The 18,170-nt window shown below is 33.4% G+C and carries 15 protein-coding genes and 1 pseudogene; 8 read left to right on the plus strand and 8 right to left on the minus strand.

The genetic code is table 11. From position 1 onward, the window contains the following. The first annotated feature begins 2 nt into the window (after positions 1-2). From ltrA to ABWU28_RS04845, 4 genes and pseudogenes are all read left to right on the plus strand, one after another. The gene (gene ltrA, locus ABWU28_RS04830; RefSeq protein WP_353274935.1) at positions 3-1,304 is read left to right on the plus strand and encodes a group II intron reverse transcriptase/maturase; all 1,302 of its coding nucleotides are present in this window, start codon (positions 3-5) and stop codon (positions 1,302-1,304) included. A gap of 173 nt (positions 1,305-1,477) precedes the next feature. Beyond that, positions 1,478-1,904: pseudogene (locus ABWU28_RS04835) on the plus strand (ankyrin repeat domain-containing protein). A 4-nt stretch (positions 1,905-1,908) separates the two neighbouring features. Then, positions 1,909-2,340, plus strand: coding sequence for a DUF2924 domain-containing protein (locus ABWU28_RS04840; protein WP_265022347.1), 432 nt, complete (start codon positions 1,909-1,911; stop codon positions 2,338-2,340). A 9-nt stretch (positions 2,341-2,349) separates the two neighbouring features. Then, complete coding sequence (locus ABWU28_RS04845) at positions 2,350-3,825, plus strand: recombinase family protein (RefSeq protein ID WP_353275034.1); 1,476 nt, start codon at positions 2,350-2,352, stop codon at positions 3,823-3,825. A gap of 466 nt (positions 3,826-4,291) precedes the next feature. Here the strand turns inward: ABWU28_RS04845 and ABWU28_RS04850 are convergent, their stop codons facing one another. The 3 genes from ABWU28_RS04850 to ABWU28_RS04860 all read right to left on the minus strand — a co-directional run bounded on the left by ABWU28_RS04850 (position 4,292) and on the right by ABWU28_RS04860 (position 10,431). Further along, positions 4,292-6,238: an ankyrin repeat domain-containing protein gene (locus tag ABWU28_RS04850; RefSeq protein ID WP_007302978.1), complete on the minus strand. Its 1,947-nt coding sequence runs from the start codon at positions 6,236-6,238 to the stop codon at positions 4,292-4,294. 649 nt (positions 6,239-6,887) lie between these two features. Beyond that, positions 6,888-9,086 carry a hypothetical protein gene (locus ABWU28_RS04855; protein ID WP_007302979.1) on the minus strand — a complete coding sequence of 733 codons (2,199 nt, stop codon included), beginning with the start codon at positions 9,084-9,086 and terminating at the stop codon, positions 6,888-6,890. 7 nt (positions 9,087-9,093) lie between these two features. Continuing rightward, complete coding sequence (locus ABWU28_RS04860; protein ID WP_096097233.1) at positions 9,094-10,431, minus strand: hypothetical protein; 1,338 nt, start codon at positions 10,429-10,431, stop codon at positions 9,094-9,096. Positions 10,432-10,977: 546 nt separating this feature from the next. On the opposite strand from ABWU28_RS04860, the gene ABWU28_RS04865 reads away from it, so the two are divergent. The 4 genes from ABWU28_RS04865 (at position 10,978) to ABWU28_RS04880 (ending at position 12,968) form a co-directional block, all read left to right on the plus strand. Next, complete coding sequence (locus ABWU28_RS04865) at positions 10,978-11,139, plus strand: hypothetical protein (RefSeq protein ID WP_353275036.1); 162 nt, start codon at positions 10,978-10,980, stop codon at positions 11,137-11,139. Positions 11,140-11,172: 33 nt separating this feature from the next. After that, the gene (locus ABWU28_RS04870) at positions 11,173-11,703 is read left to right on the plus strand and encodes an ankyrin repeat domain-containing protein (protein ID WP_230609188.1); all 531 of its coding nucleotides are present in this window, start codon (positions 11,173-11,175) and stop codon (positions 11,701-11,703) included. 66 nt (positions 11,704-11,769) lie between these two features. After that, positions 11,770-11,997, plus strand: coding sequence for a hypothetical protein (locus ABWU28_RS04875; RefSeq protein ID WP_281508790.1), 228 nt, complete (start codon positions 11,770-11,772; stop codon positions 11,995-11,997). 20 nt (positions 11,998-12,017) lie between these two features. Next, positions 12,018-12,968, plus strand: coding sequence for a patatin-like phospholipase family protein (locus tag ABWU28_RS04880; protein WP_353275039.1), 951 nt, complete (start codon positions 12,018-12,020; stop codon positions 12,966-12,968). Between the two features lie 18 nt (positions 12,969-12,986). Here the strand turns inward: ABWU28_RS04880 and ABWU28_RS04885 are convergent, their stop codons facing one another. From ABWU28_RS04885 to ABWU28_RS04905, 5 genes are all read right to left on the minus strand, one after another. Then, entirely contained in the window at positions 12,987-13,964 is a 978-nt protein-coding gene (locus ABWU28_RS04885; RefSeq protein WP_353275041.1) for a helix-turn-helix transcriptional regulator, read from the minus strand. Between the two features lie 46 nt (positions 13,965-14,010). Then, positions 14,011-14,919 (minus strand): helix-turn-helix domain-containing protein, encoded by a 909-nt coding sequence (locus ABWU28_RS04890; RefSeq protein WP_353275043.1) that lies wholly within the window; start codon positions 14,917-14,919, stop codon positions 14,011-14,013. Between the two features lie 89 nt (positions 14,920-15,008). After that, a complete protein-coding gene (locus tag ABWU28_RS04895) occupies positions 15,009-16,184 on the minus strand; it encodes a hypothetical protein (protein WP_353275045.1) in 1,176 nt (391 codons plus the stop codon). 170 nt (positions 16,185-16,354) lie between these two features. Further along, positions 16,355-17,020 (minus strand): RadC family protein, encoded by a 666-nt coding sequence (locus tag ABWU28_RS04900; RefSeq protein WP_353275046.1) that lies wholly within the window; start codon positions 17,018-17,020, stop codon positions 16,355-16,357. 170 nt (positions 17,021-17,190) lie between these two features. After that, a complete protein-coding gene (locus tag ABWU28_RS04905; RefSeq protein ID WP_353275048.1) occupies positions 17,191-18,129 on the minus strand; it encodes a helix-turn-helix domain-containing protein in 939 nt (312 codons plus the stop codon). Positions 18,130-18,170 lie beyond the last annotated feature (41 nt).

Here is an 18,170-nt window from a genome sequence, read left to right on the forward strand (position 1 = left end):
ACATGCAAAATAAACTAAACCAGATAGCAGTAAGAGCAAAGCAAGATAAGCGACTAAAATTCACATCGTTAGTCCATCTGATAAATACAGAGAATCTTGCGAGATGTTATAAAGAACTGAAGCGTAACAAGGCTTGTGGAGTAGACCAGATAACAGTGGAATCATACGGAGAAAATCTGAATGAGAAACTCGAAGTGCTAGTAGAAAGTATGAAGAGGAAGCAATATCAACCACAACCAGTAAAGAGGGTATATATACCGAAAGCTGGAAGTAAAGAGAAACGCGGACTCGGAATACCATCGACCGAGGATAAATTAGTACAGATTATGCTGAAGAAGATACTAGAAAATATTTACGAGGCAAACTTTCTGGACAGCTCATATGGATTTCGACCTGGAAGAAACTGTCATCAAGCGGTAAATGCACTAGATAAAGCAGTTATGTACAAGCCAATAAACTACATTGTAGAAGTGGATATCAAGAAGTTCTACGATAATATACAGCATAAATGGCTAATGAGATGTCTAAGGGAACGAATAACTGACCCAAATTTGCGGTGGTTAGTAAAGCGGTTTCTCAAGGCAGGGATAGTCGAAGCTGGAAATTATGAAGCAACAAAACAAGGTACACCCCAAGGTGGTATAGTAAGTCCTGTATTAGCAAATATATACTTACATTATGTGTTGGATTTATGGATAGAAAAGAAATTTAAACCAAGATCCAGAGGATATATACAACTAATAAGGTTTTGCGACGATTTTGTGGTTTGTTGCGAAAGTAAGGTAGACGCGGAAGAATTTCTGGAATTACTGAAACAAAGGCTAAATAAATTTGGGTTGGAAGTATCTGAAAACAAGACCAGAGTAGTAAAGTTTGGCAAGAGGGAGTGGCAACAAGCGATAAGAGAGAAACGAAGGACGGAAAGTTTCAATTTTCTGGGGTTTACGCACTATGGTGCAAAAAGTCGTCGTGGTAGATTAATAATGGGACATAAAACCTCAAAGTTAAATCTAGCCAGAAAACTAAAAGAAATCAAGGAGTGGTTGAAAATAGTCCGCGGAAGTATTCGACTTAAAGCTTGGTGGCAAGTACTGAAGGCTAAATTAACAGGACACTATAACTACTTTGGTATTAGCGGAAATTATTGGTGTTTGAAACAATTTTACACATCAGTAAGAAAGCTAGCATTTAAATGGATAAATCGGCGTAGTCAGAAAAAGAGTATGACCTGGGAACAGTTTGTACACTACGTAGAAGTAAATCCATTACCAAAGCCAAAAATACATTTTTCTTTATATGCATAAGAGGGACGACTGTGAAAACTAATATTGATGAGCCGTGTGCGGGAAATCTGCAAGCACGGTTCTTTAGGGGGAGTTGTAGTAATAAAACTCAAACGAGAGGAGTAAAGCTACAGCTTCTACCGAACAGTAAAAAAGGAAAAGAGGAGTCACTATTAGAGAACTCATTTAAAAATATTTATGCAAGAGACGAGAAGGAAACTGCATTATGCAGTAGAAGTAAAAACAGTGAAGTTATTAGTTGAAAAAGGAGTGAATGTGAATGCAGCAGATGTGAAAGGATACACAGCACTGCACCTAGCAGTAACGGAGAAACGTCTAGAAACCGTGAGGGAATTGATAAAATCAGGAGCAGACGTAAATGCTGAGGAATATGGAAATAAATGCATACCTCTACACCTTGCGTGCATGGTAGGTGAAAAAGAAATAGTGGAGGAGCTAGTGAAAGCAGGGGCTGAAATAGAGCAAGCAGATAAATTTGGAATGACAGGGATGGATTATGCGAAAAACAGCAAAGAGATAACTGAAATATTGAAGAAAGAAACAGAAAGAATTGAAAAGTTATTTGAACAGCAAAGTGGGAAACCTTCTATGAGAGGCTAAAGATATGGAGGAAGAAATAGAAAAGAAAGTAATGAATTTAGAGAGAAAACCTTTGGGTGAGCTGAGAAAAACGTGGAAGAAGGTATTTGGGGAAGAGGCGCCTAGATACTCAAAGAAATATCTGATACCAAGATTAGCTTATAGAATGCAGGAAAAATCGTATGGAGAAATGTCAAGAAAGGGGACAAAAAGACTAGAGTATCTGGCAGATCGGCTAGAGAAAGGAAAAAGAATAAGTAGCGATAAATTACCAGTAGAAGGGACAGAATTAATACTAGAGAGAGAGGAAGAGACGCATGCGGTAATGGTAACAGATAAGGGTTTAATCTACAGAGAAGAATTTTATACGTCATTATCAGCAGTAGCAGGAAAAATAATGGGAATGAGCTACAACGGACCTTTATTATTCGGGATGCGTGACAAAAGTGGAAATTGAGGAGAGAGAATGCTAAAAGAGGTAAGGTGTGCGATATATACGAGAAAATCAAATGAGGATGGACTAGAGCAGAAGTTTAACAGTCTTGATGCGCAGCGAGTAGCATGTGAAAAATATATAAAGATCAAAGAAGGCTGGGTAGCATTGGCAAAAAGGTACGATGATGGAGGCTATTCAGGGAAAAATTTAGAAAGGCCAGCGATAAAAGAATTATTTGAAGATGTAAAAAAAGGAGAAGTGGACTGTGTGGTAGTATATACGCTAGACAGGTTATCAAGGGAAACAAAAGACAGCATCGAAGTAACGTCATTTTTTAGAAGGCATCGAGTAAATTTTGTAGCAGTAACGCAGATATTTGATAATAATACGCCAATGGGAAAGTTCGTACAAACGGTGTTATCAGGAGCAGCACAACTAGAAAGAGAAATGATAGTGGAAAGAGTAAAAAATAAAATAGCAACATCAAAAGAACAAGGATTATGGATGGGTGGAACTTTACCGCTTGGGTATGATGTGAAAGATAAGGAATTAATAATAAATGAAAAAGAAGCAAAGTTGGTAAAACATATATTTGAGAGGTATATAGAGCTGAAGTCAATGGCAGAACTGGCAAGAGAGTTAAACAGCCAAGGGTACCGGACGAAATCAGGTATCTTTAAAAAGGCAACGGTGAGAAGAATAATAACAAATCCAATATATATGGGAAAAATTAGGCATTATGACAAACAGTATGAGGGAAAGCATGAAGCAATAATAAAAGAGGAAAAATGGCAAAAAGCGCAGGAATTGATAAAGAATCAACCATATAGAAAAGTAAAATATGAGGAAGCATTGCTAAAGGGAATAATTAAGTGCAAAAGCTGTGATGTAAATATGACTTTGACGTACTCAAAAAAAGAGAATAAAAGGTACCGATATTATATATGTAATAACCATTTAAGAGGAAAAAGTTGTGAATCGGTAAATCGAACAGTAGTAGCAGGAAAAGTGGAAAAAGAAGTGATGAAAAGAGCAGAAGATTTATATGAAAAATGTGGAGAAGAATGGAAAAATTTAAGTTTTGGAAAACAGAAAGAAGTAGTGAAAAAGTTAATAAAGGGAGTAATGGTAAAAGAAGATGGAATAGAGGTGAGCTCAGAGGATAAGGTGGAATTTATACCAATAAAAAAGAAAGGAAACAAATGCACAGTAGTAGAGCCAGAGGGGAAAACAAACAATGCATTACTGAAAGCAGTGGTGAGGGCTCACCTATGGAAACGTCAGCTAGAGGAAGGAAAATACGCAAATATAAAAGAGCTGAGTGCTAAAGTTAATATAGGTACAAGACGTATACAACAAATTTTAAGATTAAATTATTTAGCACCAAAAATTAAAGAAGATATAGTAAATGGGAGGCAGCCAAGGGGTTTGAGGTTAGTGGATTTAAGAGAAATACCGATGCTGTGGGGTGAGCAATTAGAGAAATTTTATGGATTAGGGGCGTAATTACACCATTTATAAAAAGAACAAAAGGAGAGAAACTGAAAACACCAAAAACTATTGAAAGGTATTGCTGAGAAATAGGAAAAATAGCCAAATTGCCGCTACTGCAGTTGATATAGAGGAATCAAGGACCATACCAAAAGATGTTGAGATTGATATAGAAAAGTAAATCAATGTTACAAAAGTTGACACCTAATTATGCGAAGATATCAATATAAATATTGAAGATTTTAACAGACTAGATACGACAATGGTAGAAAATGTATCCAATTTTAGCTGCATATTTTAATAGTAGATCTGGAGTGTAAAAGGCAGCCCAGCCATTGTATGTTCCATATCCTCATTTTGTAGCCAGCTTAAAAACAACATAAAAGAGTATTCTTAGAAGACATTGGTACGAACTCCTTAACCTATAAATTATAGTAGTTTATATTTAAATAATAATCTTCAACTTTTTTAGCAAATCAATCTACCTAGAAACTTCTCTCCTAGGATCAGAAGTCCTTCTTAACTCTTCACGTTTTGTCCATTTGTTGTTAGACTCGCTTATTACTTCAGGACGCATTAATCCACCAGATCTTTCAAAATATCCCTGTTCAATAGCATCGTAGACCCAGTAGTTACCAAGCTCGCAATCATTGCCTAACTCTTCTTCGCGACCTTTGAATTTTTCTAATATTTCTTCTCTATTACTCACTTCTACTATAATTTTGCTTTTATTCTGTACGTCAGGATACAGCCTAACGTCTACATTTCCCAAACTAGTATAGAAGGTTAATACTATATCGCTGCCTTCTGTAAGATCTGTGTAATTCCTTATGCCATCTTCAGTTTTAATTTCTACTTCACTTTTACCGATCTTTACTATATTTCTTCCACACTTTACATCCCCATCGGTTAGACCTAAATCCCTTGTCCCATCTGTTATCTTTATAATGTCTATTTTACTATCTTTAGAATATTCTAAGTAAAAAACGGAGTTGTCTACTCTTGCATCTTTTAGCTCGCTATTGGTTGCACTTTTTGCGATTTCAATAAATTTATGAGAATTGCTAATATAATCTCTATAAGCTTTTTTTAGGTTAGTTTTATGCTCTTTAAATTCTGATGTCAGTGTGTTAGCATCAACTGTATTACCAAACACTGCTCCTTTTGATACTAATTGACATATTATACTACTAGCAACTTTAGGATTTTTTTCCAACTCACTGATTTTTTTCATCACATAATCGGTAAAAGTGTACTCATTACCTAAAAAAAAATCTTGTGAAGAAGAATAATTTAAACGTACACCAGACTTTATAGCATCATTTACAATCTCTTCAAGTTCAGCCATGTTTTGAGCTCGAAATACCTTATCAGAAAAATTATTTAACTTCTCCTTTTGATTTGAAGTTAAATTAACGAGTAATTTACTGGCCTGTCCTTTCTTTTGCTGACGATAAATATTTATATCATAATCTAATGCTCCTGCTTCTAAAAATATCTTTCTTAACTCTTGAGCAAGACCTTCATTGTCCCAAGCAAAACGATCAACATACGAAAACACTTTTGATTCACCCATTCCTTGCCGAATATTTAGCACTACTTTTAGGTCTGAATCTCTTTTATGCTTACTTAAAAACTCCTTTAAATTTTTAGTGCAGTCTGAATCGAGTACAAGTAAGTCATACAATTCTGCATTTAACTTTTTCTGTTTATCAGTTAGAAATAATTCTTCTATATTATAGCAGAGTTTATTAGTTGCTATTTGTTGTGGAGTTTTGCCCTTTCTACTTGTTATATTAGGGTTAGCTCCTTTTAAGAAAAGAGAGTTTGCATTATTGTAATGACCTTTGGCAGCAGCAATGTATAATGGTGTTTTTCCTTTACTATCCTGTATGTTAGGATCTGCGCCTGCTTCTAAGAGTAAATCTACAGCCTGATTTCCTGTGCGACGAAATCCACCAATATTTGCTCCTGCAATCGCATGCAATACTGTTGATTGAGATTCTCCTCTTCTTAGGTTAAGAATCACTTTTAAATCTTTATTGTTTTTATTATCATATAAAAATTCTTCAAGGGGCTCAGTATTATCAAATGAACCACAGTTAGAAGCTAAACATTTTAGAGCACTAAGTAACTTTTTGTTTAAAATTTTTTGACTTGGCGTAAGATCATGGTCCAGAGCAAACCAAACACAAATTTGCTCGCTTAGTCCAAGTTTGCTATCAATTAAAGAAGGTAGTTCATTATGATTTCTAACTGATGGTAAGTCTCCTGAGTACCACATATCATTCATCAGCTCATTTAATAAATGCTCTTTAGATGATAGATGTTCTATAATGGACTCATATTCGAAATCATATAGTTCTGATTTGGATTTTGGCTTTAGTAGATTGATGATAGATTTTACCATCCCAGTAGACTCACTCATACTTACCCCTTAAGCTAAGATATATGATATATTGTATGCGATATGTAACATTAAGTCAATAACCATAATCTTTTTACTGCTCACGTCGTTAAGCTTTTGTTAAGTTTTTATGGTGAGTAACAATGGAGTATATAGAGAGGTTAAAAGTTGCTTATGACTCCAAATTTGAGCTAATTTTACTATAAATCAACATGGTTAAGACCTATACTTGATATCACTACTATAAGAGCATGATGCTTTAAAGGAGCACGGAAACTGCTGAAGCTTATACAGTAACCTGCGGAGCCACTTCAGCAGAATAAACAAACACATGCCAGTATTAGTAGAGAATTATTTATAAGTCAACTAACTTTTTCAAAAATATTTTAGCAAGAACATCAGTGTTGTGAAAAAAAGTTCAAAACCTTCCAGCCTTGGTAACTATTTACACAATACATACTTTTAGCTCTTAGCTATCTAAGGAATTCACTGGAGATTGATTACTATAAATGTAATTCATATTATGCTTAGTAATAAATGTATCGGAAAACGAACTTTTAACAGCACTCCATGTACTCGTATCAGGATCATTTTGTTTTCCTTCTATAACTTTGTCACAAAACTTCCCGACAGCATAACCTACTTAAGATGACTATTTCTTAAGACTAGATCACTGATTAACTGCTCGAGATAGACCTGCTTGTTTAACATAAGGTTGTTGGAGACTACCTGGCTGTTGACCAAAAGCAACCACAGAGCTATGTCTTACATCTACCTCTACAAACTCATTACCAATTTTTATAAGGGAACCTTCATCTGTTGCACCTTTATTAAAAACAGCATATATCAGTTTCACTTTGCCAGCATCAGTAATTACCTTATACGCTTCACCTTCTTTATATCTTTTCAACTGGTCCTTAGCATCTTTTTCTTTTTTATCCAATTCTCCTTTCTTAGCAAATTTTAGCTCTATTCCAACTGGGGGGTATTCTTTTTTTTGATCAGTAGCATTTATAACCAACATAACATCCAACTTCTCTCCACCACCTATTTGAAATTCAGTAATAACTTTTATATTATCTTCTCCGTAGCTACTAAATAAACCATGCAATACAGCTTGAAATGTAGCCTCATTGCTTATTAATGATTTGAAAGGATGTAGTATATGAGAAATTTCTTCAAATAGTTTTTTGTAATCATCATATTTACCAGATTCTATAGCTTTGCTCAAAGCTGCTTTAAATTTTTTATTTTCCACAATTCGAGTAAAATTACCTTGTAAAATTTCTTTACCTCTTTTGTATTTGTCCAATGAGTCATACGTATTTACTGTAATTCCCTTATTCTTATTACAGTACTGATCAAATGGATTCTTATTACTAGGCGTACTGTATAAGTTACAGGTTATTTCTTGTATCTTTATGTCATTGACGTTTTGAATTCTCCTAATATTTTCAATAGGAATTCCTTTATTATCTGGCACTCTCAATGCAAATTCATTTTTTTCATTTATGTTGAGTATAAGCACCTTCTTACCTAAAGTTAGCACTATAGTTGTAACACAATCCTCAATACTTTCTTTTGCTGCTTCTGGGCGTTTCTGTGATCCAGTAACCATTTTATCATTTTGATCATAAATAAAAATATGTTTACCTAACTTTTCACGCTTAATAATATTAGAAATAAGTACTAGCTGACCTAAGATCATTCTGCTGACATAATTAATATTATCACTTCCACCATTGCTCCAAACAATTCCATAGTAAAGATACTCTAGCTGTGTTCTTATCACCTCAGCATTCGTTGCTTCAGTGCCAAGTAACTTTTCTATTACAGAATTACCTTCTCGACTAAGAAAATTTTCTACATCAATTTTAACATTTTCGTGATGAACCATGTCAAAATTTAATCCTACACAAATAGCTTCATTAGCTATAGTAATCATTCTTATAGAGTTAGAAAAAGAGCCCTTAACATAATCTTGTGCTTGCTTCAATGCTTTTATCACTGTACTTATCTCACCAGTACCTGCTTTAAGCTCAATAATAATAGGAATAGAGCTTAGCGACTTATCAGAACCGCGCACAAGCAAAATAATGTCTGCGTAACCTTTTCCAGCAAATAATTCGAGATAAAGTTTTAGGTGAAAACGATACTTAAAATTTATCAAAAACCCAGCTAAAAACCCATGATGACTTGATTCTTTACCGCTAAATAGAGTTTCTTTTTCATATTTCTTATAGACATTTGTAATATAATTAAACATTCTTCTAGCGTTCTTTTTTACTTCTTCGAAATCTTGATTACTCAATTTTGAAATTAAGCTCTCTAGGTCTTGTTGGTCACGATCTTTTTCTATTTCTGTAAAACCTTTTTGTGAATAATCAGTCTTTTTACTAAAAGCTGGATCAACCTTTCCGTGCTTTACTTCTTTTCCTGTAATTGTTATTTCATGCTCTTCTTTTTCTAGTTTATCAAACTCTGCTCCCATTTTCCATTTCTGTGCTATTTTTTCTAACTCTCCTTGAGAGAACTTTAGATGCATGTTACCATCAACTTGATCAGACATCGTTATACACTTAAGTCCCTCATTAGTTAATATAGCTATTTTTAAAGTTCTATTATCATCAAAACGAAAATGAAGTTTTTTAATACCAATTTTAGTAGCAAGTTCTGTGTCTAATACAGTAGCAAACATACCAAAAAAGAAACTAGGGAAAAAGCCTGGCTTTCCAACTGAATGCAAAAAAGAAGGAGATTGATTGATAAACGATTGGAACCTTTTTTGAAAATCTAGGAACTCGTCTTTTGATTTATTTCTCATTAACAGAAGCTGTACCAACTCAAGCGGCTTGACATTACTTGGCATATTACTCCTATTTGCTATGGCTTAAAGATTTTATATTATATGGGGTATCAGTCGTACTGAGACTTGACTGTGGCAAAGTATCACCAGCTTCACGCAAAATTGATTCTTTAGAAGCTTCTTGAGCTAATTTAGAAAATACTTGTTCTCCTAACTGCAATTTTTTACCCCCATGAAATAACTGAATTTTACTTAATACAGAATCTTTAACCTTTATCATCTCTTCACCACTCATTTCTTTTACGTGCTTTAATATCTTCCCTAATATTTCTTCTTTACTTACCCCTTGTCTACTTGGATCCACAATTAAATTTGCTATTGTATATGTAACTGAATAGTCTACAAAAATAGAGGAAATAGATTGCTCCCCGCGGTCTTGAGTTTTTAATTTTATTATACGTTCCCAAACATTCATCATACATTTTTTTGTTTCTTCAGACAGATCTGGATTCTTCAGTACTTGATCTGATAATGAAGATAAAAAAGTTGTGTAACGTTCACATTCAATCTGACTACACAATCGGATTAATTCCATAAAAGAATCAAAGTAATACTGACCTACTAGCACATTCAACACTGCATAATAAGTATTTTCCTTATAATCTCTATCTAGTAATTTTTTCTTTTGCTCATCATCCATTTTAGACAGGCAAAACTCTATGGTGTCTACTTCTTTGTAACCCTTTACTGCAGATAAAGCTGCTTCAATTAACAGATCATCTTTATCTTGACTAGAAATACTGGAATCATTGTGTAATTTATTATAGAAGAACTCTATACCTTCTTCCCAGTTTTTATTAGAATTTATCTGTATGGATTTTTGCAAACCTTCAACTGATTTATATTCGTTTAGTTTTCCAATCTGCTTATCAATAAGAAAAGACCAGAAAGCTTCTATAGGGCTAGTTTCTTCGATATTTTCCAATAATTCTCTTCTCAGATCATCATCAGATCCATCTTCTTCAAAGGCACTTCTCTTAAATCTCATAAATACTTGTTCAAATAATCCAGGAATCTTATCTTCTAGACAATATTTACATGCCAAGTAATATCTATCTGCAAGATCAAGCGGATTTTCTTTTCCATTTTTATTTTTTTCTTCAGTTAGCCTTTCACCAACAGCTTTATTCTTTAATTTTATTCCATCCCAACAAGAATTATCAGAGAATATATCAGAAAAAAAAATTAGTTTTTCCTCATCAAAATCTTCAATTAATTGAATATAAGCCCTCAACCATCTTTCTACTCTAAGGTGTTTTCTTGCTTTAACTTGATTATCGTCGCCTTTAATAGCACCTTTTAATATATCAAGTATTTTATTGTAATTGTGATCCAAACCAGATTCCATACCCGCAACCCCATTTTGTATTTTAATATAAACTTTAGTCTAGTAAATTATCGTTGCCAAGCCAATCTTTTTCTCCAAACCTTACCACTGCACAACAGGAAATTTCTTGAGAGCCAAGTATGATATTTTCATTCTAATAATTAATTGTAAAACACTTTTACTTACGAAAAAATAGACCTTGCTGTAACTAAAGAAATTCCTATTTTAGTGCCACAAAAATTTGAATTATTGACTCTTCCTAAGATTGCAAAAAGGGTCGTATATTTGTGAGAACAAGCCGCGTAAAAATAAGGTTATAAAAATAGAAGATTTAAATTATTTTCATAAGCTTAGGCAAAACAGTTCGTACGTAGGTTTAGTAAAAGTGAGCCAATATAGCTGATTTCAGCGTATAATGAAATTATTATCTAGAAAAGTTCGTATGTATCGTTTGGTAGTCCAAGTTATACTATACAAACGCTTTACTCTAATGTAGAATCAGCATTAAGTGCAGCAAATGCTAAGTTAAAACAATTAAAGCGAAATAATGCAGTATTGGATGTCACTATGCCTGGTAATCCAGAACTATTTGCAGAGGCAAAACTTAGCTTGTTAGGATTTCATCAAGACATAGATGGTGAATGGGTAATCGACAGAGCAGAACATGTGTTAGATAGTTCAGGTTATCGCACTGTGTTATCAGCATCAACGTTAAAGAAAAATCAGTAAAACAAATGTTTAATATTGAAAAAGGTATTAAATATGAATAGAGACTCAAGAAATAAGCTACATTTTTGGTGGTTTATAGTAACAGTAGTATGTGTTATTATTACTTATTGTTATATGAAAGCAAAAGCTACAGATAATTATAAAACAATATTACAAATTGCATCTGAAAATTGTAACTTAGAGATTGTTAAATTCTCAGTAGAAAATTTGTTAGATACTAGCGTACAGATTAATAAGTTAACAGCATTACATCATGCATCTGATTCTGGGTGTCTAAGAATTGTTGAGTTTTTAGTGAAAGAAAAAGCAAATATAAATGCTACAGGTGGGTATATGGGATGGACAGCTTTGCACCATGCAGCAGATAAGGGACATTTGGAAATCGTTGAGTTTTTACTAAGCAAAGGAGCAAATCCTACAGCTACAGCCCAAGACGGAAGAAGACCTAGAAATATGGCTGTAGTGGAATCGCGACACAATAAAAATAACAAACATTACGATAAAATCATAAAGCTACTTGCTAAAGCAGAGGATCAATACGAATCAACAAAAAGTAATCACTAAAGCTGTAAGTTTTCTATGATCTCTATATAAATCCTCAAACTATCCATAATAGATTAATACTTTCACATGAAAAAGCAAAAAATCCCAATTACGGTAATTATTACCATATTAATCCAAACCGTAGCATTGATATGGTGGTTATCCAAGTTAGACTCAAGGGTACAATTTCACGATAAACTTATTGAATATGGTTTAATGGAAAAAGTGTTAGTACTTGAGGAAAGGGTAAAAAATCTTTCTGAGGAATTGGATGAGTTTAAATTACACGTTCTAAGCGGAAAAATTAAATCTTAATACCTTTACCCAAATTCACAATGATTAAATATATTTTATCCGTTGATGGAGGTGGCATAAGAGGCATCATACCAGCCATTATTCTAGCAGAAATAGAGCAAAGGACAAGAAAACCGATAGCTGAAATCTTTCACTTAATGGCAGGAACTTCAACCGGTGGAATTGTTGTAGCAGGATTATGTAAAAAAGATAAACAAGGAAACCCTCAATATTCAGCCAATGATTTAGTCGAGCTTTACCAAAAATACGGGTCATATATTTTTAAATCTTCATTTTTGAGAAGATCAATATTTTCTTGGCTTAATTGCACACAATACCCACATAAAAATATTGAATTTGTACTGGATAAATATTTTGGCGATGATATCCTTAAAAACACTTTAAGTGATGTGTTGATTACGAGTTACGATATTCACAATAACTGCCCATTTTTCTTCAAAAGCTGGAAAGAAGGTAATATTAAGCTGAAAGATGCACTCAGAGCTGCAACGGCTGCACCTACTTATTTCATACCAAAACATCTAAAAATTAACCAGATAAACAGAGTATTAGTGGATGGTGGGGTGTTTGCCAATAATCCAGCGGCTTGTGCATATGCAAGTGGTAAGAGGTTATTTCCAAATGATGATATTCTACTGTTATCGATAGGTACTGGAAGAACAGACAGAAGCATAGAGTATGCCAATTCAAAGAGATTTGGAAAAATAGGCTGGATAAAACCTTTGTTAAATGTGATGTTTGCCTCTGGATTGGACTGCGTAAATTATCAGATGAATCAAGTAATAGGCAATAGATACGTAAGAATACAATCGCAATTGAAGCTAGCGTCGGCTGACATGGATAACATTACATCAAAAAATATCAAATTTCTTCAACAGGAGGCAAAGGCAATGATAGAGGACAATCAGAAAGTGATAGAAAAATTCTGTATAGAAATATTAAATATACAACTATCTTTACTTACATCTTAATATATTGTTTAACACAATTCAATTTTCACACTCATCAGCAGTTAGGCCACTTGCTCGCACAATAATATCAATAGCAACACCTTCCTTAACTAGATCTTTTGCAATCTTGATTTTCTCTGCTTTTTTAACCTTTTCTTTACCAGTTTGCATTCCTTCAGATAAAGATCTGGCTACCGTATCCAGTAATTCTTGATCCTCAATTTTTTCGCATTTACCTATAAACCCAAAAACTGGCTCATTTTCATATTCTGTTAGTCCAAGAGCTTTAATGTTAACTGATAATGTCTTTGCTATCTTATATAATATTTCAATTGGAATGTCTGTATATCCTCGTTCATAGTCGTGTATTTCTTTAGGTGTTGAACCGATTTTATTTGCCAAGTCCTCCTGAGTGTATTCCCGTATTAATCTCTGCTCTTTTATCCTTTTCCCCACTTTGTAGAGTATAGAATCAGTACAAATTTCTTTCTCTATATCATCATATTCGTAAGTAGATAAGCGAGTCACTTGGGAAATAATATCAACTGAAACTCCTTCTTTCACTAGATTCTTTGCTACTTCTATTTTCGCTTCTTCTTGGCTAATTTTCTCGCTAATATATACAAACCTTACTAATGGATACAGCTTCTTGCGTAATTCCTGATCCTTAATTTCTCTATGTATTTTTGTTAGATAGACTATTTCTTTATCCTCATCTTCATACCAACTGTTTTCTCTTAGTACTGTTGGTTCTGGAAGTAGATCTATAACATTAACTGACAATGCTCCTGCTATTATATACGATTCTTTGATTGTAATAGCCTTGCACCCTAGTTCAAAGTTATGTATTTCCTTATGTGTTAAACCAATTTTGCTTGCTAATTTTGCCTGAGTATACCCTTGTACTATCCTACAACCTTCTATTTTTTTCCCTAGCTCGTAGCTTACTGAGCCAACATGCTCTGAATTATCATAGATAAATCCTCTAAAAGCTGTTTTTCCTACAGAAGCAAACATATATTCTATCACAAAAAAATCCACTATTGGCTAAGTTTTTATGAAATCACAAAAATTTCTCAATCATATAATTTGATAAGCCTGTCGTTTGCAAGATAATATCAACAGAAATTCCTTCTTTCACTAAATTCCTTGCAACTTCAATCTTCTTTTCCTCTCTGACCTTTTCTCTATAAACATGTATACCTTCAAATAAAGACTTGATTAGCATATCGCGTAATTCCCGACTCTCAATCTTTTTGTATTCTTCTATCAAGTTTGATAGCTTTTCTTCCGCTTCACTATCCTCATCTGATTCGGGAAGTAGATCTATGATACTGATTGATAATACCTTTGCTATTTCATCTAACATTTCAAGTGAGACAGCAGCTCTCCCTTGTTCATATTCGTATATTCCTTGATTTGTTATGCCAACTTTATTCGCTAAATCTTTTTGAGTATATCCTCGTATCAATCTCCACTCTTTTATCCTTTGCCCTACTTTGTATGGAATGGGAATTTTGTTCTCCTCATACTCACCAATAGATAAGTTAGTTGTTCGAGAGATAACATGAGCAGAAACTCCTACTTTCATCAAACCCCTTGCTACTTCCATTTTTACCGCTTTTCTGCTTCTTTCCTCACTCAAACGAATAAATTTGGTTAATAAATAAAATACCTCGCTTAATTCTTTATCCTTATACCCCTTTACTAAATTTAATATTTCTTCATCTTCAAAATATCTTTTTTCATTTGGTAGCATCTCCCCACAAACTAGACCTTTAACATTTACTGATAACGCTTCTGCTATAGCATATAATTTCTTAATTGGAATTTTACGACTCCCTTTTTCATATTGCAGTATTGCCCAGTACTTTACACCAACCTTCTCCGCTAAATCCTTCTGAGTATACCCTCTCTCTAACCTCCAACTTTTCACTTTTTGCCCTACTTCATAGTCTAGACTTTTTTCCATACAAAGAACCATATATAATATTTTCTACTATAGCTCAGATATAACGGCAAGAAAAAACCTCTGGAACCTTAAAGTTGGCTGTAGACGGATTAAAGTTCTCTAAAGGTTTCTTTACTACCTTTACGTATTCTATTTACCCACGGAGACAATACTTCATTATTGCTAACCTCTTTTATAGCATACTTTTCACTCCATATGCCATATCTAGTGAAATTACCTTTCTCTACTGCTTCTTGAAGTTTCACTCCTCCAAAAAGGCAGTTTTTTCCTATTTCTTCGCCTCTTTTTTGTAACTCAGCCCACATTTCTTTGTTTTCTACTCTCACTTGTACTTGATCATATTTTTTTACATCGTGGTACAATATAATATTTAGCTGACCAATGCTTGTAGGAAATTCTAATATAATAGAGCTTTCATCTGACATATCGATATAGTTTCTTATACCTCCCTTCTCACTTTTAACCTCAACTGCATCATTGCCAATTTTTAAAATATTACTTCCTAAATCTCTCAGTATTTTGGCAACCTCTACTTTACTGTCCTCAGAAAATTCTATATATAATGTTGCATTGTCTATCTCGATATCTATTAATTCTCCTTCTTGAAGAGCACTTTCGCCAGCTTTCTCTAGTTCTTCTAGTCTCTCATCTATCTGTGGCTGAACTTCTGGCTGTAGCTCATTATAGATTTCACCTATCAATTTATTCTCCAATAAAGTATCATGAAACTCTGCACCGTTTAGCATTAGTTTACGTATTAGCTTTTTACGATCAGCCTTATCAAATTTATGAAAATGTGTACCCAATATTACATACTCAGCAAAGCTCCACTCCCCATCATTACATGCATTTAGCCTTCCTCCAGATGCTAATACTTGGTCTATGGCTTTATGCAATTCATTTACGCTTTTTGCCTCTACTACAGAACTCTTAAACCAGCTTAACTTTTCACTTTCGCTTGCACTTGGCTTTATTTTTTTCAAAGCTGAAGTAAATGGATTTAAATATTCTGCTTGATCGTTTAAAGGTTTTGTACCATATATATAATCAAGCCCTTTTCCATAGTTGATTTGAACGTCTCTATTAGAGGAGGGCACTTCTCCAGGTTTTTTAGCCTTATTAATTTTGCCTACAAAGGTGTTAGTACGACCAATTCCTATAATCGCATTTGATATTTCACCCTTTGATAATCTATCAAGATCAACATTTAATTCGTAAACACCTCCTTCTTGATCATCAAAAGGTACAATTATTTTATTAACCATATTAGCCTCCGCTATTAAATATACTTTACTAAGTCTATAACCTACTTTATTACTTTATTATTAATTCAATATATACTTTCTCATTAATTATAAGCAATGATTAATGTGATTGCAAATACTTTCTTCATTCAAGTAGTTAAACAACTCATGAAAATCTTCAAATATCTGCTTTATAACAGTCCTTGCTCTTTAAAGCTAAAATACCCAACACTTGTGATGATAATGTGATCCAGTAACCTAATCCCTATAGTCTGACAAGCTTTAGCCAAGTCTTTAGTTACAGCTTCATCCTCATCAGATGGCTTTAACCTTCCTTCTGGGTGGTTATGCGATATTATTATTGACGTCGCTTTTCTTATTAATGCCTTTCTTGTTACTTCTCTTATGTAAAAAGGTACCTTATCCACTGTACCAGTGAACACTTCTTCCCCCTTTAAACGGCACTTTTGATCAAAATATATTATTTTCATCTTTTCCTCCTCTGAATAACCAATACTCACCCTTAAATATTTTACGATGGTTTCCAAGTTATCCATTACAGGTCCTTTCTTTAACTCTTCTCTTGGTACTCTCTTTGCAGCTTCCTTTAGGCATAAAATTACTGCTACTGTAGAGTCAGTTATCCCTTCTATAGTTTTCAAGTCATCTATTTCCTGACCTAAAATTCCTCCTATTCCAAAATTATCCATTAGCTTTCTAGCAGTAACTCGAGCTTCTTCCCTGTCATGCACTGCACTTAGAAACGTTTCTATTACTTCACGATCAAGTAAAGCTTTACCGTTGCTTTCTAATGCTCTGAATTCTATTTCTTCTCTACGATCTTTCTTATTATTCATAAAAATTACCCTTCACTAATAACAAAATGTTTTTATATATTTACTGCTGTTTTTTTATCAGCATTGGCATAAGGCCATAGCTTTTGAGTGAAGTCAAATCAATTTTTCAATCTTTTTTACTTATTTTTTCATCAAAAAGTAAAGATATTAATAGATACTGATTTTTTATTTTAAATTTGTTGAATTTCGTCCAAAGAGATGTCTACTGTTTTTAAAATAATATTGATAGAAATTCCTTCCTTAACTAAATTCTTTGTAATTTTCATCTTTTCTACTCTCTTCACTTTCTCTTTGCAAACTTGTATGCTTTCAAACAGAGATTTTATTAGTACATTACGTAGTTCTTGGCTTTTAATCTTTTTGTATTCTTCTATTAACCTTGATAGTTCCACTTCACTATTCTCATTTTCTGTTGTTTCTGGAAGTAGGTCTGTAATACTAATTAATAGTACCTTTGCTATTTCATCTAACATTTCAAGTGAAACACCAGCTCGTCCTTGTTCATATTCATATATTCTTTGATTTATTATACCCACTTTACTTGCTAAATCTTCTTGAGTGTATCCTCTTCTCAACCTCCATTCTTTTATTCTTTGACCTACTTTATACGGAATGGAAATTTTTTTCTCATCATTATCATATTCATCAATAGATAAACTGGTCGTTTGAGAGATAACATGAGCAGAAACTCCTTCCTTAACCAAACCCTTTGCTACTTCTATTTTTACCGCTTTTCCACTTTCTTCCTCACTAATACGGATGAATTTAGTTAATAAATAAAACGTTTCACGTAATTCTTGATCCTTAATCTCTCTATGTCTTCTTACTAGATTTAATACCTCTTCTCCCTCATACCTTCCCTCATTTGATACTTCTTGTACGCAAGCTAGATCTCTAGCAGTTGTTGATAATGCTTCTGCTAATTCATATAACTTCTTAATTGAAATTCTGCGTGTTCCTTTTTCATATTGCAGTATTACCTGATATGTTGTTCCGATTTTTTTTGCTAAATCTTTTTGAGTATATCCCTTTGCTAATCTACGATTTCTTACTTCCTGTCCTATCACTTTGTAATCTAGAAAATTAGAGCATTTATTCTCTTTTTTCAAATTTTATACTCCATAATCAGAAGAGCTGTTACGTATACTTA

This window comes from Wolbachia endosymbiont (group B) of Pilophorus perplexus (assembly GCF_964028155.1).
GTDB lineage: Bacteria > Pseudomonadota > Alphaproteobacteria > Rickettsiales > Anaplasmataceae > Wolbachia.

Coding starts and splice junctions, on each gene's coding strand:
- ABWU28_RS04885 (WP_353275041.1), bottom strand. CDS start 13,964: ATGTTTGCTTCTGTAGGAAAAACAGCTTTTAGAGGATTTATCTATGAT.
- ABWU28_RS04890 (WP_353275043.1), bottom strand. CDS start 14,919: ATGGAAAAAAGTCTAGACTATGAAGTAGGGCAAAAAGTGAAAAGTTGG.
- ABWU28_RS04895 (WP_353275045.1), bottom strand. CDS start 16,184: ATGGTTAATAAAATAATTGTACCTTTTGATGATCAAGAAGGAGGTGTT.
- ABWU28_RS04855 (WP_007302979.1), bottom strand. CDS start 9,086: ATGCCAAGTAATGTCAAGCCGCTTGAGTTGGTACAGCTTCTGTTAATG.
- ABWU28_RS04900 (WP_353275046.1), bottom strand. CDS start 17,020: ATGAATAATAAGAAAGATCGTAGAGAAGAAATAGAATTCAGAGCATTA.
- ABWU28_RS04865 (WP_353275036.1), top strand. CDS start 10,978: ATGCCTGGTAATCCAGAACTATTTGCAGAGGCAAAACTTAGCTTGTTA.
- ABWU28_RS04870 (WP_230609188.1), top strand. CDS start 11,173: ATGAATAGAGACTCAAGAAATAAGCTACATTTTTGGTGGTTTATAGTA.
- ABWU28_RS04850 (WP_007302978.1), bottom strand. CDS start 6,238: ATGAGTGAGTCTACTGGGATGGTAAAATCTATCATCAATCTACTAAAG.
- ABWU28_RS04845 (WP_353275034.1), top strand. CDS start 2,350: ATGCTAAAAGAGGTAAGGTGTGCGATATATACGAGAAAATCAAATGAG.
- ABWU28_RS04860 (WP_096097233.1), bottom strand. CDS start 10,431: ATGGAATCTGGTTTGGATCACAATTACAATAAAATACTTGATATATTA.
- ltrA (WP_353274935.1), top strand. CDS start 3: ATGCAAAATAAACTAAACCAGATAGCAGTAAGAGCAAAGCAAGATAAG.
- ABWU28_RS04840 (WP_265022347.1), top strand. CDS start 1,909: ATGGAGGAAGAAATAGAAAAGAAAGTAATGAATTTAGAGAGAAAACCT.
- ABWU28_RS04880 (WP_353275039.1), top strand. CDS start 12,018: ATGATTAAATATATTTTATCCGTTGATGGAGGTGGCATAAGAGGCATC.
- ABWU28_RS04875 (WP_281508790.1), top strand. CDS start 11,770: ATGAAAAAGCAAAAAATCCCAATTACGGTAATTATTACCATATTAATC.